We start from the raw sequence: 18,279 nt of genomic DNA, 5'->3' as shown, positions 1-18,279 counted from the left end.
GCGTCCGGTCGGCGGTGTTCGGGCGAACGCCGGTCTACTCGCGGTCCCCGACGACCCACTTCTGCGAGTAGCTCTCGCCGCACGCACAGTGCGCGTACGCGTGCACGACGTCGCCCTCGGCGTAGATGCCGCCGACGTCCTCGTTTCGTCCCTCCGCGAACGCGAACACGAAACTGATCTCGTGGTCCTCGTCGGGCGACTCGCCGGCGTCACCGGACACGTCGCCGGTGTCGTTCGACTCCTCGCCGGCTTCCGTCGCCGAGTCGTCCGCGAACGGACAGTCCCCGTCGTCGAGCGACCGCGCGATCTCGCCCTCCGTTCGTGTCGCGGTCTGTGCGAACTCCATCGCACCCATCCCGGTGCCTGCCTGGAACGCCGCCCGACCCGTCTCTCCGTCGAGAACGAGTCGAACGCCACCGTCGGTCTCGGTGCCGACGTTCCGGAGTCGGGAATCGTCGTCGAGGGACGCGTCGCTGATGAATAAGACGACGTCGTCGAGTCGATCGCCGGCGAGGAACTCGTCGAGTTTGCTCATGTCGGTGACACGGCCGTGAACCCTAAAAGGCGACCGAGTCGGGACGAGCTCGACACCCGCCGAGTCCGTCGCCGACGCCGACGGGGGATCGTCGAGCACGGTCGTCGCGAGGCGCTACTGCGCGTCGAGTAGTCTCGCGCGACCCGCGACGAGCCCGCAGAACGCCCCCGTGGCGTGGGCGATCAGCGCGACGCCGGGTGCGGCGGTCGCGAGCGTGAGGAACACGGCGACGAGGCCGAACAGCGCGAACTGGGCGCGCGTCGAGAGACGGAGCCGGTCGAACAGTGTCGTGCTCACCACGTTGCCAGCGAGCAGGTAGCCGCCGAGCGCGAAGACGGCTCCGCTCAGTCCCAGTACGGCTGGCGATGGGCCGATCAGCGAGCCGAGCGTCACCTGTGAGACGCCCGCGAGCGCGCCGGTGGCGACGACGAACGCGTGAAAGCGAAGCCGAGTCGTTCGGCGCTCGACGAGCGGACCGACGAGAGCGAGCCCGACGGCGTTCGCGAACAGGTGAGCGAGCGAGCCGTGTGCGTACACGCTGGTGACGACCGTCCACGGCGCGACCGAGACGGGGGCCGACAGCGCGAGCGCCCACGCGAGATCGACGACGCGCAAGGCGGTCTGGACGACGCCGACGACGGCGACGATCCCGAGCGTTTCGAGCGTGGCACGCATCGCCCGATCGTTGGGGACGAGCGCTCATAAACCCGCGACCGACCGATCGGGACGCCGGCGACTGCGAGGGAGCGACACGCGACGAGCCGAGCACGCCCTCCGACAGCGCAAGGGGAACGGTCCCACACGGACGGTCGAAAGGTAAGGTACAAGTACGAACGACGGTTTCGAAGAGATGCGGGCTCGTAGATCAGCGGCAGATCGCTTCCTTCGCAAGGAAGAGGCCCGGGGTTCAAATCCCCGCGAGTCCATTCAGTTTTTGAAGCCGCCGAATAACTGTATCTAGTCCTTAGAAGCCCTATTACATCAATATTCGCATTCAGATACCTCGTGAGAGAGCCATTTGATTCGGTCTCGCGGACGAGATTGCCGCCAACATTTGATTCGGTAACGGGGTCGCGGGTGAGCTGGGGTGCGGTCTGTACAAAGGAACCGAATTGGGGCGAGCTTCAGGCGCGGGTCCGTTCGCTGGCAGCCTCGCGCAGCTCCTCGTTGCGATAGAACGTTCCCGGCGATACCACACGACCCATGGGGACCGGTTAGATCACGGTCAGGCGATTTGTGTGCGTGACACAGAGTTCGGGCGAGAATCGATCTCGAATTTTACGGCGGTCCTATACGATTCCGCGAAGACTTGGGTAGGACTGGTCCAAGGGTGGACGGAAGTTGACGGCGGCGGTTCTATCGCAATGTTGGCTCTCTTTCCGAACACATCACACTCTGAAATAGGTGTAATTTGTCCGAAGAATGTGACCGCTGGCGAGACCGTTGATCGGATCTCAATATCTTGGTGGTGAGTTCTGTCTTCCCGGACCTCCCACGAGGTCGAGTACCTCAGGGCCATACGTGAGTACAGCGATGAACAGCAACAAAACAACGAGCAGTATATTCTCTATCAGCCCTGTTGCCCATGCGTTGATAGCACTCATAAACTCAGCCGTGGTGAGGCCTTCACTTTGGCTGGCTGCGCTCATCATCGCCCATGGAACTGTTAGGTAAAACACACCTAAGACTGCCACAACACCGATTACTCGCTTCACAAAAATCAATTTCGCGACCAACCCTCCGCCGGATTTTCGTTTTGATCTCATAGTTGTTTACCCTGGAACTGCGGGTGTATCTTCAGAGCTTCCGTCCGACATCGGTCATAAAGTAAAATGCCCCCAATCCGCCAGCGCCGATCATCATTATTCGACCCCACGACTCATACTCGTTACCAAGGACACCATTAGAGGTGGCCCACACGATACCGAGACCGATTATCAGTACCACGATCCAACTCGGCAAGTCTCCGAGATTCAGGCTTGATGCCATGTCAATTAGGTGGTGTTTGAGAAATTTAGTTGTGCTGGAACCAGAGTGAAAGTAAAGGATGGAAAGAAAGATCACAGGATGGAGAGCGTGTTGTATCTGAAATCGTGGGGTGTTGGTTGATATACACGTGCCTGAGAAGTTACAAAAACGACTATTTTGCGTGAGAACGCCCCCGACCACCCACCCGGCTCAGAACACTTCGAAGTACCCTCAACGACGGTGGTTCGGTAAATCAGTATACTCGGAACGTTTCTAAGAACTCCTCAATCACATCCTGTTCCGCAGAGGTGATTCCGAACATATCGTATACAACATCATTTACCATTTTCTCCAGTTCCTCGATGTCCGTCTCCTCTACCTCGACACGATCCGCCTCCAGATGCTCCAGAAGCTCCACCACGCCCTCGTCGCTTCGGGGAATAGGAATGGTCGTTTCCTCGCCGCTCTTGACACTCCGGCCATTCACGGCGGCGTGAACGTACTCAGCACGATGCTTCCGGGCTCCTCGGTCGTCGGAATACATCGCCGGGTCGTTGATTACGTCCGACCGACCGGCCTGTACCGTGAAGTCGCCCTCTACGTCTCCCTGTACTTCGGCGTTCACCGGATACCGGCGAGTCTGCCATTCATAAGTGATGTAGTCGAGTTCACCGTCATAGTCCCCAAGATACGCTTCAGGGAATCGCGCAGTCTTGGTATCTGTATCTAACGCTGTAGTGATCGTGGATACAGACTTCCGGATCTCGTCGCGGTTGTCGTCGTCGCCCCACGTGATCGGAAGCGGTGTCAGATAGTTCGTCGTGTACTTGTAGTACCCATCGACCTTCAGCGCCGTATAGTGTTTGAGATAGAAGTCTAACGCATTAGAGTTCAACAGGGCGGCGAACGTATCTGTCCGACTCTTGAACTCATCTTCGAGTTGAACACCGTACGCGGCCTTGAAAAACCACGTCCCGACCTCATCCAGCATAAACGTCGCCTCTGCCGCGATTTCAGGGCAGATGAGCTTCGGATCTTCAAATCGTGTCATACTCTTAGGGTATCCGAATCCATACCAATCCTCCCGGTCTTCAAACCTCCCACCCTCACGGCTTTCTAATGCATTCCGATGCTCCATCAGATACTCCCACGTCAGGGGTAATTCGTTTTTGAGTCTCTCCTGAGTGATTAGGTTCGAGGTGAGATTCTCGTCGTCGTCACGGTCGAGTGTGTACGGCACGATCGCGTGTTCTCCAGACCAGTCTCCACGCCATCGGTTAATATCACGTCCCTGTAACCAAGGGCGTAGTGTATCTGCCTCGATCTCGTACTCTCGGCTCGCCCCCTTCGGAACAACTGTGACCGTGTTACCTGTCTCGTCGGCAGAAATCCGATCGGCATCAATTGGCGTGACGAGGAACACGTCGTTCGCGCTGGTCTGTGTTCCAGCAAAAACGGAGTCCGTCACATCCCCCACAGTCGCGTCACTTGCCGCATCCATTTTGTGAATAATATTCAGTTCTTCTGGTGGCATCAGCGCCCAATATCCGTCATCTAAGTCACCCTGCGGATGGTCGAACACGTTGATGAACTCGTCTTCGTATCCCGGTTCGTCACGGTGTTGACGGACTGCGTCGAGGATTGCGGTATCGAGGCTCCGGTTCGTGGGCGCTTTCGTATCTCCCTTTACACGAACACACCGGATTTCATTCTCGTTTCGTTCGTTCGCGTCCGGCTCGTCTTCGAGGATAACGATAGCCGGGTAGTTCTTCGCATCCTCAAACACGCCCGAGTCACGGAAGTCATAGACCTCCTTGATTCGGCTTTCACGCAACAGCACACGACGAAGCCCTTTGCCGTAGTCTGTGGTCATAAACTGATTCGGTGTGATAAATCCGAGTTTTCCCGTATCCTCTGATAACCAGTCGAGGCCGCGCTCATAGAACGGACCGTAAATATCGTAGTTCCCGGTTGTGGACTCGTAGAGTTGCTTCATCATCTGCTTCTGACTATCCGGGAGGTTCTGGATACGGACGTACGGCGGATTACCAACGACATAGTCGTACTTCATATAATTCTTAGCGACGAGCGCCAGAACCGTGTCCTCGAACATCTTGAATAGCCGCCCGTCGTTGTGTTCCTCTTTGAGATACCGGACGTTCTCCAGCATGTCGTTCACGTACGGGGCGAAGAACTCCTCGACGCCGTCGTACTCGCGATCCGTATGGTGGTGGATACGCTCCTCAAGCCCGCTCTGATAGGTCCAGTCGAAGTCCCCACCGAACTCCTCTGCGAGTGCCATGTGATCCTTCACCGTGTCGAGAACCCCCTGTAACGCGGCAAAGTACTCCCCGAAGTTGCTCACACCCGTCTCAAGCTGGATCGTGTCGAACAGCGGCATCCGAACCCGCCGAACGAGGAAGCCGTCCTCGGTCTCGCCTACTTCGTCCTCGTCTACTTCGACAGGGAGCGGAACCGGGATCCGCACGTCCTGCTCGTCGTCGGTCATCGCGTCGAAGGTCATCTGTCGGGACCCGTCATCACCGAGGTCAGTCCCAGTCAGTTCCCGCTCGTTCCGGAGCGTGTCGGTCCGGTAGATCGGGAGCCGGCGGATCGTGTACTCCGGGTGTTCCTGTTTCGCCTTCCGATACGCGGGGAGAACTGCCACGACGAAGCGGATCTGCGCCATGAGAACGGCAAAGGGGTGTATGTCGAGCCCCACCACGCGCGGGCGGGTACACAGGTCTTGGAGATGGTCTTTCCAGTCTGGGTCCTCCTCGTACTGCTCTACGTCCGCGATGTACCGTTCGACGGCCTCCACGAGGAACGTCCCCGAGCCACAGGCGGGATCGATGAGCCGCTCGTTCGAGACGCCGCGGTCGTAGCCGACGCCGTCCATGATGTAGTCGATCACCGGCTGCGGCGTGTAGAACTCTCCGAGGGCCTTCCGCGTCTCCGGGTCGAAGTACCGTTGATAGAGGTCTCCGAGAAGGTCCCCTTCTACGTCTCCGAAGTCGAACCGGAGTACGTTGAAGAACACCTCCGCCACCGCCCGGCTGAATCGATCCCGGGTCGCGTCGCTGATCCGTTCCATCCCACTGGTCTCCTTGGCGACTTCCTCGAACTGGCTTGCGCCCGTTTCGTGTCCCCGAGATAGCTCCTCGGCGTAGCCGTCCGTCCACCACACGAAAATGTCGTCCTGAAACAGTCCCTCGACGAGTTGGTCCGACATGTCGTCGATCAGGTTGTCCGCGGCGACGGGGAACGCGTCAAGATTGATCGTCCGGCCGAATCCTTGGAGACCGCGAAAGTACTCGTCCATCCCTCCGTACGGAGTGCCAGCGAAGAAGTCGTGGTCCTCAGTGGCTTTCGCGAGGAGAAGGCGGGCGAGAAGCGCGTGCCCGCTTTCGAGACAGAACATGAAGTCCCGGAGTGACTGGTTCCCGCCGATAAAGGGCTCCCACGAGTCCGGCACTTCGTCGGGTTCACTCGCGTACGTCGCCTCCCAGAAGTCATAGGCCCCTTTGACGAACTTGGCTTCCTGATCGTCGCGGAGTTCTTCGAGAAGGTCCATCATCCCCGTAATGAGATCCGCAAACGGGCTGCCCTCCTCAAGTCGGAACGTGTCGAAGAAATGCTCTTGCCCGAGTTCCGCCTGTTCGTTCAAGGGGATCGGATCGAGGTCCGCGAGGAAGTTGTTCACGTCGTCGGGGTCGGTGAGGTCGAACTCGCGTTTCTGAAGCGCGCTTAAGAGGTCGCGGGCGTCCGAGTCGGTGACGGCGTCGAGAGAGAGTACGAGTTGGGGGCGGTCCTCCCCGCGTCGGTAGAGGCGTAGCTCCTCGCCGTTCGTCAGAACGCCGTGTTCCGCCCGGAGGAAGTCCATGTAACCGAACAGCTGTGACTTGTGTTGCGGGAGGGATTCGCCGGTGGTCTTGAATTCGTAGACGGTCGTGACGGCCTCGTTCGAGTCCAGCGTGATGTAGTCGGGGCGGCGGTCGTCGGGGAGGGTGAATTCGCTCCGGAGGTCGGTGCCGGTTCCCTCGAAGCCGAGAGCGTCGTAGAACCCCGTTTCGAGAAACAGATTCTCTACGTCGCGCTCGCTCATGTCCCCCGCCGAGCGGGTACTAATTCCCTTGAGAGACTCGGAGACGGCGGCGGCGTCAGGCATAGCCTCTTGTGTCGACCGGTGTTCCTTAATGATTACTGACTACTTGGATACACGACAGCGATAGAACCCGCCGGCGAGGATAGTCCTTTCTGGTAGTCACTAACGTCGAGTCAAAGGATCGCGGGCGGCGGGGTTCTCGCCTATTCAGGGAGTTCTCGCCGGCCAGCGGAGAAGTAGTCAAAGCAGGGCAGTCTGTCTCCGTCACACTCGCACCCGCCGTCGGTAGCGACGCCGAGGACCGGGCTTGAGCCCTCGAAATTTACGGCCGCGTTCAAGACGGTCGGGCCCCCGACGATCGCGAGTGCGGTCTTGTGCTTACAGTCCGTGTCGTGGTGAATATCGGCTGGACACTCGCACTTGACCGGAACTGCGACACCATCCGGTACATCCATGCCGACCGTGTACGAGTGATCGTCTTTCTCGAAGCCGTAGCTCGCGTTCGTAACTTCGATCAGGTGCGGCCCGATCACGGGCATTTCCCACGGTTTCCATTCAACCCGCTTGAGCGTGCGCGAGGTAAATTCGAGGTGTTCAACAGCGTTGCTCTTATCGACCGAATAGGATTCAGCAAGCCGGTCGAGTCCACACTGACGCCATCCGAAGTGATCCGTAGTGAGAACGGAGTGCGTGGCCCAAACGACTCACTATGTCCGTCGTCAGCAACGCTGCGCCGCACACCGAGTGGAGCGTCGACAAGAGTACAGAACGCTCACGGCGAGCACAACCACGGACCGATTCAGGAGATCTATCCGGAAGACCGTCTCACGTCGTGTGTTTCGCTTCCTCCGACTCCTCGACGACCTCCAGCCCACGATTGTTCACGGCGTACGGATCGAGGCCCTGCTCCTGGAGGAACTGCTTGTAGAGGCGTTCGGCGGTCTCACCGTCCTTCTGTTTGTCGCTGGCGCGGTCACACAGCTCGATCAGGTTCTCGGGGACGTCGTTCTCGTGGACGATCCAGTGGTTGATCGTGTCCGAAAGCCGGCGGATCGGCGAGGTGAAGTGTCCGTAGATGTCGAAGTTGAGCGCGTGGTGCCCGCCGAAGGGGTCGTTCATGTACTTCGCTCGCGGCATCACCTTCAACACGGCGCGCTGGATCTTACTGAGCTGGCGCTCCGGCGACTGCTCGAGGGCGGCGTTGACCGCCTTGCGCGGGTCGTCACCCCACGCGTCGCCCGGGATCGACACGGACTCCAGCTCCTGTATCTCGCGAAGCGCCTCGTTCCACTGGTCGGGCGTCGGCTGCGGGTGGACGCGGTACATCGCCTCGACGCCGCGCTCCCACATGAGCGTGTGCGTGACCGCCTTGTTCGCCTTCAACATCGCCTCCTCGATGATCGTGTGGGCGCGGTCGCGCCGCGGGTTGAGGACGAGCGATCCGTCCGCTTTGCGCTGTTCGTGCATTCGATCGGCGAGCTCGAAGGCGAGCTCGTTCTCCTCGCCGAGCGGGAGCGACGGGTCGTCGAGTCGCTCCTCACACTGCTTGTAGGTGAGTCGTTCGTCGGAGTTGATGACGGACTTGTAGATCTCGATGTTCTCGAAGGAGAGGGTCTCGTCGTCGATCTCCATCTCGACGGTGTGGGCGAGTCGGTCCTCCTCCGGCACCAGCGAGCAGACCGTCTCGGCGAGGACCGCCGGAAGCATGTGGATCGTGTACGCGGGCAGGTACACGGTGTTCGCGCGCTCGACCGCCTCGTCCCACATCGCGGTGTCGGGCGTCACGTAGTGGGTGACGTCCGCGATGTGCACCCACAGTCGGTAGGCGTCCGCCTCGCGTTCGATCGAGATGGCGTCGTCGAAGTCCTGCGCGTCGATCGGGTCGGTCGTCCACGTCGTCAGGTCACGGAGGTCGCGGCGCTCGTCGATCTCGGACTCGATCTCGTCGTACACGCCCTCCGTTCGAGTCTCCGCCTCCCGGAGCACCTCCGCGGGGAACTCGTCACGGATGCCGAACTCCTCGAACAGCTCCTCGCGTTTGTCCGCCAGCCGATCCGCCAGCTCCTCGGTGATCGTTACGGGACCCTGGTCCTCGGCGGAGCCGGGTTTCGGCTCGTCGTCACTCATACGCGAACCAAGGCGCGTCCGTTAGAAAGGCCTGTCGGGGCGAGCGCCGTCGGATAGACGGCCGATCGCGTCGGCTATCGGTCGCGTTCGGTGCGTGTCTCGGAGCCGGCATCGGCGACGACGGCGTCGGCGTATCGGTCGAGGAACTCCTCCTGTGAGAGGCCGTCGGACTCGATCGAGAGGATCAGCGATTCGAGCCCGTCCCGCGGCTGGTGACAGATCTCGTCGTCGCAGTCGGTACAGAGGTACTCGAACTCCTTGTCGAGTCGGTCCCAGCGGTTCCCCTCCTTGTCGTACTCGCGCGCGTCCTCACGCAACACCGAGTCGCCACACGCGATACACACCACGGTCCGCCGCTCCCGGCTCCTCCGGGCACGCCACATATCGATCCACTCGACCTCGGTCCACTTAGCGTTTGGTACGCGGCAGACGCCCGTCCGACGCCCCCGGCCCGACGTGCCCGGCTCGGTGCGCCTGACGACTCACACGATACCGAGTCCGCCCAACACGAGTCGAACGCCGATGACCGTCAGGAGACCGAATACGAGCCCACGGCGGCGACACGCGCCGAGTCGGGGACGAAGACGCTTCCCGACGGCGACACCGGCGGCTGCGGGAACCGCGGCGGCGACGGAGACGGCAGCGACCGTCACGCCCGAGTACAGCCCGAGTGCGCCGGCGGCGACGACTCGAACGCCGTTGACACCGAGGAACACGAGCGCGACCACGCCGACGAACACCCCGTGTGAGAGGTCACGGCTGCGGACGTACGCGACGATCTGGACCCCGACGTTCGTCGCACCGAACAACACGCCGGACACCCCTCCGATCGCCGCCATCCATCCCGGCGATTCCGCGAACCTCGGCTCCGTCACGCTCGACGGGAGGGCGATCGGGACGACCCGCTGGCTGACGGCGACGAACGCGAGCGTCACGACGCCGAGCCCGAGACGAAGGGGTGCCTCGGGAAGTCGGTCCAGCAGTACCATTCCGAGCAGCGTGCCGACGGTCGCGGCGACGAGAAGCGGCGCGAAACGGCGACCGCACGACCGGAGCTCCGCGCCGGACAGTTCGTCGACGAGCGAGAGGTTCGCCGCGAGGATCGGAACGATCATGAACACGACCGCCGTCGCCGGATCGAGTAAGGTGGCCAGCGCCATCGTCCCGACGACCGCGAATCCGAACCCCGCGACGCCGTTGACGGTGCCCGCGACGGCGACGACCAGCGCAACGGCCAACAGGAACGACGGCGTGAGCGGAAACGACACGCCGAACGGTCGCTTGCTCCCTATGTAAAAACCGGTCCCGAATGCGGACGGAACGCACGACCGTCGCCTTCGAAGCTCACCGATCACGGTCGGTGTCGACGGGTTAATTTCCCGTGCGGGCGTTGATGGAGACGATACAGTGGGTGCCGAAGCGCCCGCCGGAGGCAATCCTGCAGCCGACCGGACCCTCACGGATGGGGTTCGTAGAACTCCCGAAGCGCGCCCCCGAACTCGTCCGTCAACGTCGCGACGGCGTCGCCGACGAGCACGTCCCGGTCAGCGAACTCGCGCTCGACGTGCGCACCGAGCGCCACGTCGCCCGCGGAGTCGCTCTCGAGGTACTGGCGGGCCGTCGTGAACTCGCGTTCGCGCTCGACGACGTACCGATCCCCGTCGATGAACGGCCCGTACGTGTCGGGATCAACGTCGTCCGCGTACGTCTCGTAAAAGCGCGCCGCGTGTTTCCGTACGGCGACGGGCGGGCCCTCGTGTCGCTCGATGCGGGGTCGCTCCGCGGCGTCGAGCTCCGCATACAGCGCGGCCCGGTCGTGCGGCCGGGCGCGCTCGCTGACAGCCGGATCGGCCGGCTCCTCGCTCACCATCGCCTGCGCGCGGAGGACGTCGAAACCGTGCCCGTTCAGCCCGCGGACGATACCGTCGAGCGACCGTCGAAGCTGGGGCCACAGCTGATCGTCGACGAGCTCCGGCGCGTCGAAGACGACGGCGACGGGCGTCGCACCGCGCCGGTCGAGATGCTCCCGGACCTCGCCCGCATCGAGCGGGTCGGGATCCGCCGCGAGAAACGGCTCCTCGCGCGGGTTCGCGAGCAGGTCACGCGCGTAGTGCTGGAACCGGGCGAGATTCGAGGCCGAGAGGACCGCCGCGACGTTCCGGTTCGGATCCGTGGGATCGACGACGACGAGCGGATCGTCGAACGTCGTCTCGGCGTGACCCTCGGGGTCGAATTCGACGGGAGGGTGCCAGCTCCGGGCCGACTCGACGAGCGGTACGAACCCGCCGAGTTCGACGACGAGCAGCTCCGTGAGATAGCCCGAGAACCCCTCGGTACGGAGGTCGCTCCCGTACGCGCCGACCCCTTTTAAGAACGCCTTCGCGAGGACGACGTCGCTCGCGAGCTCGTCGTCCAGCCGTTCGGTGAGGTAGGCGTCGTGGAACGGCGTCCGGTCGACCGCGGACACCATCTCGGCGGCAGCAGCGACGCGGTAACAGGGAACGAGATCGACGTCGAACCCGTCGTGTTCGCCTTTGACGTACGGGTGTTCGGCGTACTCCTCGTGGCCGTCCGGCAACACCGCGTGACCGACTGCGAGCCCGTACGTCTCCAGGAGCTCCCGATCGAGATCGGGCGGGAACCGAACGAACAGGTCGATGTCGCGGTCGCCGGCGACCCACGTCCCGCGTGCGGTCGAGCCGACCTGCACCACGTCGGCGTCGACCGGCAGCTCCGCGATCGCGTCACGAGCGCGATCCGAGAGTTCCGCGGCGGTGTCCCGAAGCCGCTCCCGCTCGGCCGGCTCCGGCGTCACGCGCTCACGGACGCGCGCCAGCACCGCGTCGAGTTCGCTCATGGTCGGGAGTCTCGCGGTTCGGCCGAAAGCGTGTCGGTCCCTCGGGCCCGTGTCGGTCGAGGCCGATAGCGGGGAACGGGACGGCGAGCGTGCACCGGTCCGATCGACGGACGTCGCGTCCGTCAACCGTGTCGACCGTCCCCGCAGTCGGGTGGAAACGAAAGCCCTATCAAAACGACGCGAGTACGAGAGGATGCGAGCCGAAGTAGCTCAGTTGGTAGAGCGCCTCGCTGTTACGACGCTCGGCGGATCTCCCCCCGGACGTCGCAGAGACGAGGCGGTCCCAGGTTCGAGTCCTGGCTTCGGCGTCCCTTTTCCTCCGGTCACATGGGTTTTTCACACGAAACGAGTCGACGATCCACGTGTCCAGACGCGACCAGTACGACCGACTCGGCGAGCCACAGAAGCGCGGACAGGCGACGGAGGCGATCGTGAAAGCGGAGCAGCTCGCACGCGACGTCTCCGTGTTGTCCCCGGAGTACGACAACGATCCGTACGATCTCGTGGTCGAGGTGGACGGCGAGTTCCACCGGATCCAAGCGAAGACGGCACACGACGCATCGATCGCCGGGGTCGTCCAGTTCAGAACACGAAGCACGCGCACGAAAAGCGACGGCTACGAACGTGAGGGATACGAAGACGATATCGAGTTTTCGCAGTACTGAACGTCAGAATGGAGGACGTCTATCTCGTCCGATTCGAGGACGCCCCGGATACAGCGATGAACCTCAGATACGAACCTGCAGCGAACAACAACCGGAAGAACGTGAACTGGCATGAGGAGTATCTCTTGGACACCGTATTGGACGCGCTGCGATCGGAGTAATTCGGTACGCTAAAGAGTACGCCTCGGATACGACCCTACGAGGGCCTTTAGCTTAGTCTGGTCGAAAGCTTCCCGCTCATAACGGGACGAGCGCCGGTTCGAATCCGGCAAGGCCCATGTCTCGCGGCGAGCACCTTCGCGAGCCGCGAGTTCAGAGCGGCGGATTCGAAGCAGGGAGCGGAGCAACGCGGAGCGACTGGGGTTCGAATCCGGCAAGGCCCATGTCTCGCGGCGAGCACCTTCGCGAGCCGCGAGCTCGGAGCGGCGGATCAAGTCGGCAGTCCGGGTCGTGCCGTCGAAGCGGAGCAGGGAATGCGACGGGGAGGACTCGAACCTCCGGTTTGACTCTGGATGAGCCACGTGTTCCGCTACACCACCGTCGCGCGGTCCCGTTTGACTCGTCCGGCGATCCCGACTAAGTTATGCGGTCGCTGTCGAGCGGTAGTCGACGACTGACGTCGTGTTTTCACGTGTGCTTCGGGAATCCCGGTATCGGCCCGTTCGACGGTGCGTGTATCGCCGCGTCAGCGTCGACCCGAGACGTTAACGGTCGTCGGCAACGGAGTTCGGGTATGCCCCGTACTCGAGTGACGGTCCGATGTGAGTCGTGCACGCTCGCGGAGACGTACGGGTCGCTTCGACGTGCACGGATGGCCATCGCGGAGCACGGTCGGGAGACGGGCCACGACCTCGACTGGGAGATCGATCGGCTCGCTGCCGGCGTCGAACGGGCGGGCGCGGACGCCGGGGTGTGCGGACGGTCCGGATGTGAGAACCCGGACTCGCCGCTCGTTCGGAGCGAGTTCGACGAGGAACGCGAGGACGGCGTGGAACGCGAGGACGGCGTGGAACGCTGACGCGCGGTTCGTACTCGGCGATCTGGAGTGGAGATCAGTCGGAGACGTCGAACGACACGTCGAGACACGCGCAGGCGTCCGTCTCGGGATCGAAGCAGTCGGGACACTCCGGTCGGCGATCGATGATCGTGTCCAGTCGTTCGGCGACGGTACCGTCGATGACGGCCTCGAGTTCGCGGGCCTCCGCCCGGAACTCCTCGACGCCGAGCACGTTCGCGAGGAACCGCTCGATGATACAGTACGTCTGGAGCGCGTCGCGGGCGCGGACGATCCCGTCATCGGTGAGGCGAACGCCCTTGTACTTCTCGTGTTCGGCCAGCCCGCGACCCTCCAGTTTCCCGATCATCTCGTTCGCGCTGGCCGGGCTGACGTCGAGCGCGTCCGCGATGGCACCGGTGGAGGCGGGACCGTCAGTCGACTGCTGGATGACGTAGATCGTTTTGAGATACTGGTCGGCGGTGTTCACGCGTTTCCTCCGTCACAGCCGCGCCGTGATCGTTCGGTTCGTGTGATCGTCCGTCGCCCGTCAGGTCCTCCGATCATCGTCCCTCCATGATCTCGGTTACCGCTTTGGCTCCCTCGGCCTCCTCGTTACGGATGGCTCGCAGCGTGTCGAGTAGCTCCGTGCGGTCGACCGAGAACTCGGCGTCCGACTCCTCGATCGCCGCGATGAGATCGTCGTAGAACTTGTAGGCGGTCTCCTCGTTGCACAGCTGGTCGTACAACACGCCGTCGAAGTCGTCGGGCTGTGTCCGTCCGTATCTCGCCTCGACGAGCGATTCGATCTCGTCGAAGGGGACGCTCTGAACGTCGAGGTCCTCGATGAGTCCTTCGAGCCGTTCCCGGTGTTCGGCCGATTCCGTCGCCGCGTGTTCCAGCAGCTCCTCGACGTCGTCGTCGAGCGCCGCGTCGAGGCTCCGATAGTGGTGGTACGCCCGCGCCTCGACGACCTCCTCTAACACGATCCCGATCTGGAGCAGACGTGCGAGCTGGTCGTCGGACGTGATCCGGCGACCAACACTCACGGTACCCACCCGATCGATACACCCGTTCGCATGTGTTGACGTCGGAGGCTCTCCGACTTAAGGGGTTCCCTCGATGCGATCCGTACGACTCACCCGAGTTCGGCTCGCAGCGCCGCGTTCATCGCCTCGACCGGTGCGGCCTCGCCGGTCCAGATCTCGAACGCCTCGATCCCCTGAAACAGCAGCATCCACGCGCCGTCGACGGCGGTCGCCCCCCGATCCACGGCATCGCGGAGCAGGCGCGTCTCGATCGGCGTGTACACCGCATCGAGGACGGCCAAGTCCGAGTGCAACGCCTCGGCAGGGACCGGCGTCGAATCGGGGTCCTCCATGCCGACGCTCGTCGCGTTGACCAGAACGTCCGCCGCCGAGACCCGGTCCGCCATATCCGCGAGCCCCCCGCCAGTCGCGCCCGGGACGTCGTCCGCCAGCGCGACGGCACGATCGACGGTGCGGTTCGCGACGTGGACCGTCGCGCCGGCGTCCGCCAGCGCGAACGCCGCCGCGCGCCCGGCACCCCCCGCGCCGATCACGAGCGCGTCAGCACCGGCGAGTTCGACGCCGTGGTGTGTGAACGCCCGCGTCACCCCGGCGGCGTCGGTGTTGTACCCGGACGGACGACGTTCGGCGGTCCCGCCGTCGGCAGTACGGTCGTCAGTAGTATCGGCAGTCCCGGAGACGGGGCCGAAGTCGATCGTGTTGACCGCGCCGATCCGCTCGGCGAGCGGGTCCGGATCGACCGCATCGAGCACGTCCCGTTTAAACGGGATCGTGACGTTGAGTCCGCGAACGCCGAGCGCGGCCGCCCCGTCGACCGCTCGAGCCGCGGCGTCGAGCCCCGGTTCGAAGGTGACGTATCGTGCATCGATGTCGAGCGCTTCGTAGCCCGCCTCGTGCATCGGCGGCGACAGCGAATGGCCGACCGGGTTCCCGATCAGTCCGTAGACGTCCATGGACGGGACCGCGTGTGCGGCGAGTAAAAAGCCGCCGTTCGGGGTCGAATCGGAATCACTCCGTCGCCGCCGGGCGCTCGTCGCTCGACGACGGCTACTCGTCGCTCAGCGCCAGCGACGCGAGCAGCGCCTCCAGTTGGACCTGCTCGTTCGCTCCCTCCGCGATCCGGTAGTCGACCTCGCCGACGCGCTCCATCAGCCGGACCGCCTCCCGCTCGGAGAGGTCGAACTCCCAGACTGAGCGGTGGAGCTGGTCGATCACGTCGCCGCCGGCCATCCCCGTCTCCGTGATCAGGGTATCGAGCGTTGCCCGCGCCTTCGCGAAGTCGCCCGCGAGCGCGTCCGTCACCATCGACTCGATCTCCTCGGGCCGCGCGGTCGCGGTGATCGCGTACACCGCCTCCTCGTCGACGATCTCGCCCGTCGTCGCCGCGGCCTGGAGGGAGTTGATCGCGCGTCGCATGTCGCCGTCGGCGGCGTACACCAAGGCGTCGACGCCCGCCTCGGTCACCTCGATCCCCTCCGCTGCGGCGATCTCGCGTGTCTGGGCGGCGACGGCCTCGTCGGTGAGCGGCGAGAAGCGGAAGACGGCACACCGCGACTGGATCGGGTCGATGATCTTCGACGAGTAGTTACACGAGAGGATGAATCGGGTGTTGTCGGAGAACTGCTCCATCGTCCGGCGGAGCGCTGCCTGCGCGTCGTCGGTGAGGGAGTCGGCCTCATCAAGGAACACGATCCGGAAGTCGCCGCCGAACGACGACCGCGCGAACCCCTTGATTCGATCGCGCACCACGTCGATGCCGCGCTGGTCGGAGGCGTTGAGTTCCAAGAAGTTCCCGCGCCAGTTGTCGTCGCCGTACACCTGCCGGGCGATGGCGGTGGCCGCGGTGGTGTTGTGCATGACCGTTGGAACCTCACCCGCGACGTAGTTTCGCGTACCGGGGACCGTCAGGTCGTAGACGCGCTCATCGGTCTCAACGCGTTCGACCGCTTCGATTTCGTCGTACAGGAGATCGGCGCGTGCGATTCGCGACGCGTCGTCGAGGAGTTCGATCGTCTCCACCGATAGCCGATCGACGGCGATGTCCCGAAGTCGATCGGCGACGGTTTCGAGTCGGGTGAGCAACGCGAGCATCGCATCTTCCGACCGAAGGAGGTTCGTGAGATCCGGCGTGTCGAGTCGGAGCCCGTCCACGATTTCCGCGTAGTCCGCGCCAATTAGGTCGACACACGTTCGTAGTTCGGCTTTCACGTGGTCGATGCGGGCATCTTCGTCCGGTCGATCCAGTTCGTCCAGAATCGCAATCGCCCGGTTTGCCTGTGGCGTTCGGCGTCCGTCGCTGTACTCGAGCAGTCGATCGGAACGTGTGCCGACGACCGCAGAGACCTCCTTCCGCGTCTCTATCGGGGCCAGTTCCTCCCGACTATCGACCCACTTCGACGGAACGGTCGTCGTCGCCTCCAGCTCGGGACGAAGCGATTCAAGCCGAGCGAGCGCCTCCTGGGCGTCTTCGATCCGTTCGGTCGCCGCATCGACGACGTCGTCGAGAACCGAGCAGTATCGCTCTCGGCCGGGCGATTCCGGATTGAGGCTCTTGGGGAGGTGTTCGGTGATCGGGATATCGAGTCGTCGACAGAGGTCCCGAAGGACGGTCTGTGTCGGGATCGTGTCGTGATTCGGATTGGCGTCCTTGCCGGCGTGCTCGGAGAGTCGGTCGGCCTTATACGCGATCGAAAACCCGACCGCGTCGTCGAATCGACGCAGGTTCCGTGCGCCCGAAACGTACAGCGCGTGGTACGTCCGTTCGATTCCGGACCCGTTGGTTGCGGATTTCTGGACTACCTTTCGACGAGAAGCGATACCGAACGTCGTGAGGAGGTACGAAAGCAGCGTGATGTGATCGGGGTTTCGCTGTGTCAGTTCGATTGTCCCACCGGCGTCGACGTGTGCCTCGGCGTCGAACATCGCCCGGAGGAACGCGGCGCGCGCGTCGTCACCGGCCGTGACGAGAGTCGAGCCGATCCCCTCGTTACCGCTCGCGCTCGAGAACACGTCGAACACCGACTCCAGATAGTGGGTCAGAGTTCGGGATCCGATCGCGACGAACGGGACGTCCTTCTGGACCCCGCGTCTCGTCTCCACGTCGAACAGGTCGTGTGCGGCCGACTCGAACGCGTCGAGGAGCGCGTCGTCGGTGTTGTAGAACTTGATTCGCCCGTCGTCGATCCGTGCCTCACTGATCGCGAGGCCGACGAAGCGCGCGAGCTCGGGTGTCACATTCGTCGGCGGCGTAATCGACCGGGACCGCCGACCCTGTGTGACGTACTCGATCGTTTCGACACCGTCTACCCACCCGTCCGAAGTACCAGCCGTCGAACGAAGTGTCGACAGGGAGATTGTCCGATCGAGACCCAGATGATTCGCGGTTTCGGCGTTGAGTGTTACCTCGGTCAACTCTGGGTTCATCTCGTCGTCCCACCGGATCGTCGTATCGTCCGAGGGCGTCGGCAGCCGACTGGGCCGGGCGATCCGGTCGTCGGCAGACATATCTTCGGCGGGAACCCACTCGAACCCGTCGTGGGTGATGACTCGGAACTTGTGCTCCGGCGTGACTCGGAACGCAGATCCGTCGCGGGTCGTCACCTCGACGAGTTCCTCGGCCCGCTTCCCGAACACGTGCGACGGCTCGACGTACTCGAAGTGGTTTCGGTCTGTTAATGTCGCAACGCGAAGCCCGTCTTCGGGCGCGTCGAAGCCATCCGCGTTATCGACTACGTCTTCGATCGGTCTCACACCGTCGTCGGTCAGGACGGGAGAGTCGCCGGTGACACATTTCCCCACACCGGCAGGACCGCTGAAAAGAAGGTGGGGGATGTCGTCCTGCTCGATATAGCTCTGGAGCCGCTCGACGATCGCCTCTTGCCCGTGGATGTCGTCGAGCGACTGCGGCCGGTACTTCTCGATCCAGATCTCCCGGCCGGTCGCGGTCGCAACCGTCTGCTCGTCGGCCTCGCTCATGCCG

At 63.1% G+C, this 18,279-nt stretch carries 16 protein-coding genes and 4 tRNA genes; 6 read left to right on the top strand and 14 right to left on the bottom strand.

What is annotated here, in order from left to right; translation table 11 throughout:
- Positions 1–34 precede the first annotated feature (34 nt).
- Both ACNSN7_RS06110 and ACNSN7_RS06105 read right to left on the bottom strand, forming a co-directional pair.
- Positions 35–535, bottom strand: a complete 501-nt coding sequence (locus ACNSN7_RS06110) for a DUF5807 family protein (protein ID WP_418281387.1) — start codon at positions 533–535, stop codon at positions 35–37.
- A gap of 114 nt (positions 536–649) precedes the next feature.
- Complete coding sequence (locus ACNSN7_RS06105; protein ID WP_418281386.1) at positions 650–1,210, bottom strand: rhomboid family intramembrane serine protease; 561 nt, start codon at positions 1,208–1,210, stop codon at positions 650–652.
- A 179-nt stretch (positions 1,211–1,389) separates the two neighbouring features.
- Here ACNSN7_RS06105 and ACNSN7_RS06100 point away from each other — a divergent pair.
- Positions 1,390–1,461 (top strand) — tRNA-Ala (locus tag ACNSN7_RS06100).
- Between the two features lie 528 nt (positions 1,462–1,989).
- Here ACNSN7_RS06100 and ACNSN7_RS06095 read toward each other — a convergent pair.
- From ACNSN7_RS06095 to cca, 7 genes are all read right to left on the bottom strand, one after another.
- Entirely contained in the window at positions 1,990–2,301 is a 312-nt protein-coding gene (locus ACNSN7_RS06095) for a hypothetical protein (protein WP_418281385.1), read from the bottom strand.
- Positions 2,302–2,756: 455 nt separating this feature from the next.
- A complete protein-coding gene (locus ACNSN7_RS06090) occupies positions 2,757–6,671 on the bottom strand; it encodes an Eco57I restriction-modification methylase domain-containing protein (RefSeq protein ID WP_418281384.1) in 3,915 nt (1,304 codons plus the stop codon).
- A 140-nt stretch (positions 6,672–6,811) separates the two neighbouring features.
- Positions 6,812–7,147 (bottom strand): hypothetical protein, encoded by a 336-nt coding sequence (locus tag ACNSN7_RS06085; RefSeq protein ID WP_418281383.1) that lies wholly within the window; start codon positions 7,145–7,147, stop codon positions 6,812–6,814.
- Positions 7,148–7,433: 286 nt separating this feature from the next.
- Complete coding sequence (locus tag ACNSN7_RS06080; protein WP_418281382.1) at positions 7,434–8,735, bottom strand: ribonuclease catalytic domain-containing protein; 1,302 nt, start codon at positions 8,733–8,735, stop codon at positions 7,434–7,436.
- 74 nt (positions 8,736–8,809) lie between these two features.
- Positions 8,810–9,118, bottom strand: a complete 309-nt coding sequence (locus ACNSN7_RS06075) for a DUF7562 family protein (protein ID WP_418281381.1) — start codon at positions 9,116–9,118, stop codon at positions 8,810–8,812.
- A 99-nt stretch (positions 9,119–9,217) separates the two neighbouring features.
- On the bottom strand, positions 9,218–10,003 hold the full coding sequence (locus ACNSN7_RS06070) for a sulfite exporter TauE/SafE family protein (protein ID WP_418281380.1): 786 nt from the start codon (positions 10,001–10,003) through the stop codon (positions 9,218–9,220).
- A gap of 188 nt (positions 10,004–10,191) precedes the next feature.
- Complete coding sequence (gene cca / locus ACNSN7_RS06065; protein WP_418281379.1) at positions 10,192–11,592, bottom strand: CCA tRNA nucleotidyltransferase; 1,401 nt, start codon at positions 11,590–11,592, stop codon at positions 10,192–10,194.
- 199 nt (positions 11,593–11,791) lie between these two features.
- On the opposite strand from cca, the gene ACNSN7_RS06060 reads away from it, so the two are divergent.
- The 4 genes from ACNSN7_RS06060 to ACNSN7_RS06045 all read left to right on the top strand — a co-directional run bounded on the left by ACNSN7_RS06060 (position 11,792) and on the right by ACNSN7_RS06045 (position 12,535).
- A tRNA-Asn gene (locus tag ACNSN7_RS06060) sits at positions 11,792–11,900 on the top strand.
- A gap of 54 nt (positions 11,901–11,954) precedes the next feature.
- Positions 11,955–12,257, top strand: a complete 303-nt coding sequence (locus ACNSN7_RS06055; protein ID WP_418281378.1) for a group I intron-associated PD-(D/E)XK endonuclease — start codon at positions 11,955–11,957, stop codon at positions 12,255–12,257.
- Positions 12,258–12,265: 8 nt separating this feature from the next.
- Entirely contained in the window at positions 12,266–12,418 is a 153-nt protein-coding gene (locus ACNSN7_RS06050) for a hypothetical protein (protein WP_418281377.1), read from the top strand.
- A gap of 41 nt (positions 12,419–12,459) precedes the next feature.
- A tRNA-Ile gene (locus ACNSN7_RS06045) sits at positions 12,460–12,535 on the top strand.
- A 196-nt stretch (positions 12,536–12,731) separates the two neighbouring features.
- On the opposite strand, the gene ACNSN7_RS06040 is transcribed toward ACNSN7_RS06045, so the two are convergent.
- Positions 12,732–12,801: transfer RNA gene (locus ACNSN7_RS06040), tRNA-Gly, on the bottom strand.
- Between the two features lie 189 nt (positions 12,802–12,990).
- On the opposite strand from ACNSN7_RS06040, the gene ACNSN7_RS06035 reads away from it, so the two are divergent.
- A complete protein-coding gene (locus ACNSN7_RS06035) occupies positions 12,991–13,275 on the top strand; it encodes a DUF7542 family protein (RefSeq protein WP_418281376.1) in 285 nt (94 codons plus the stop codon).
- 34 nt (positions 13,276–13,309) lie between these two features.
- Here the strand turns inward: ACNSN7_RS06035 and ACNSN7_RS06030 are convergent, their stop codons facing one another.
- From ACNSN7_RS06030 to ACNSN7_RS06015, 4 genes are all read right to left on the bottom strand, one after another.
- Entirely contained in the window at positions 13,310–13,741 is a 432-nt protein-coding gene (locus ACNSN7_RS06030) for a metal-dependent transcriptional regulator (protein ID WP_418281375.1), read from the bottom strand.
- Positions 13,742–13,814: 73 nt separating this feature from the next.
- Positions 13,815–14,300: a ferritin-like domain-containing protein gene (locus ACNSN7_RS06025; protein ID WP_418281374.1), complete on the bottom strand. Its 486-nt coding sequence runs from the start codon at positions 14,298–14,300 to the stop codon at positions 13,815–13,817.
- A gap of 89 nt (positions 14,301–14,389) precedes the next feature.
- A complete protein-coding gene (locus ACNSN7_RS06020; protein ID WP_418281373.1) occupies positions 14,390–15,253 on the bottom strand; it encodes a shikimate dehydrogenase family protein in 864 nt (287 codons plus the stop codon).
- A 94-nt stretch (positions 15,254–15,347) separates the two neighbouring features.
- A complete protein-coding gene (locus ACNSN7_RS06015; RefSeq protein WP_418281372.1) occupies positions 15,348–18,275 on the bottom strand; it encodes a replication factor C small subunit in 2,928 nt (975 codons plus the stop codon).
- Positions 18,276–18,279: the final 4 nt, after the last annotated feature.

It is taken from the genome of Halorubrum rarum (genome assembly GCF_048380895.1).
GTDB lineage: Archaea > Halobacteriota > Halobacteria > Halobacteriales > Haloferacaceae > Halorubrum.
This window is presented reverse-complemented; position numbering and strand designations above follow the sequence as displayed.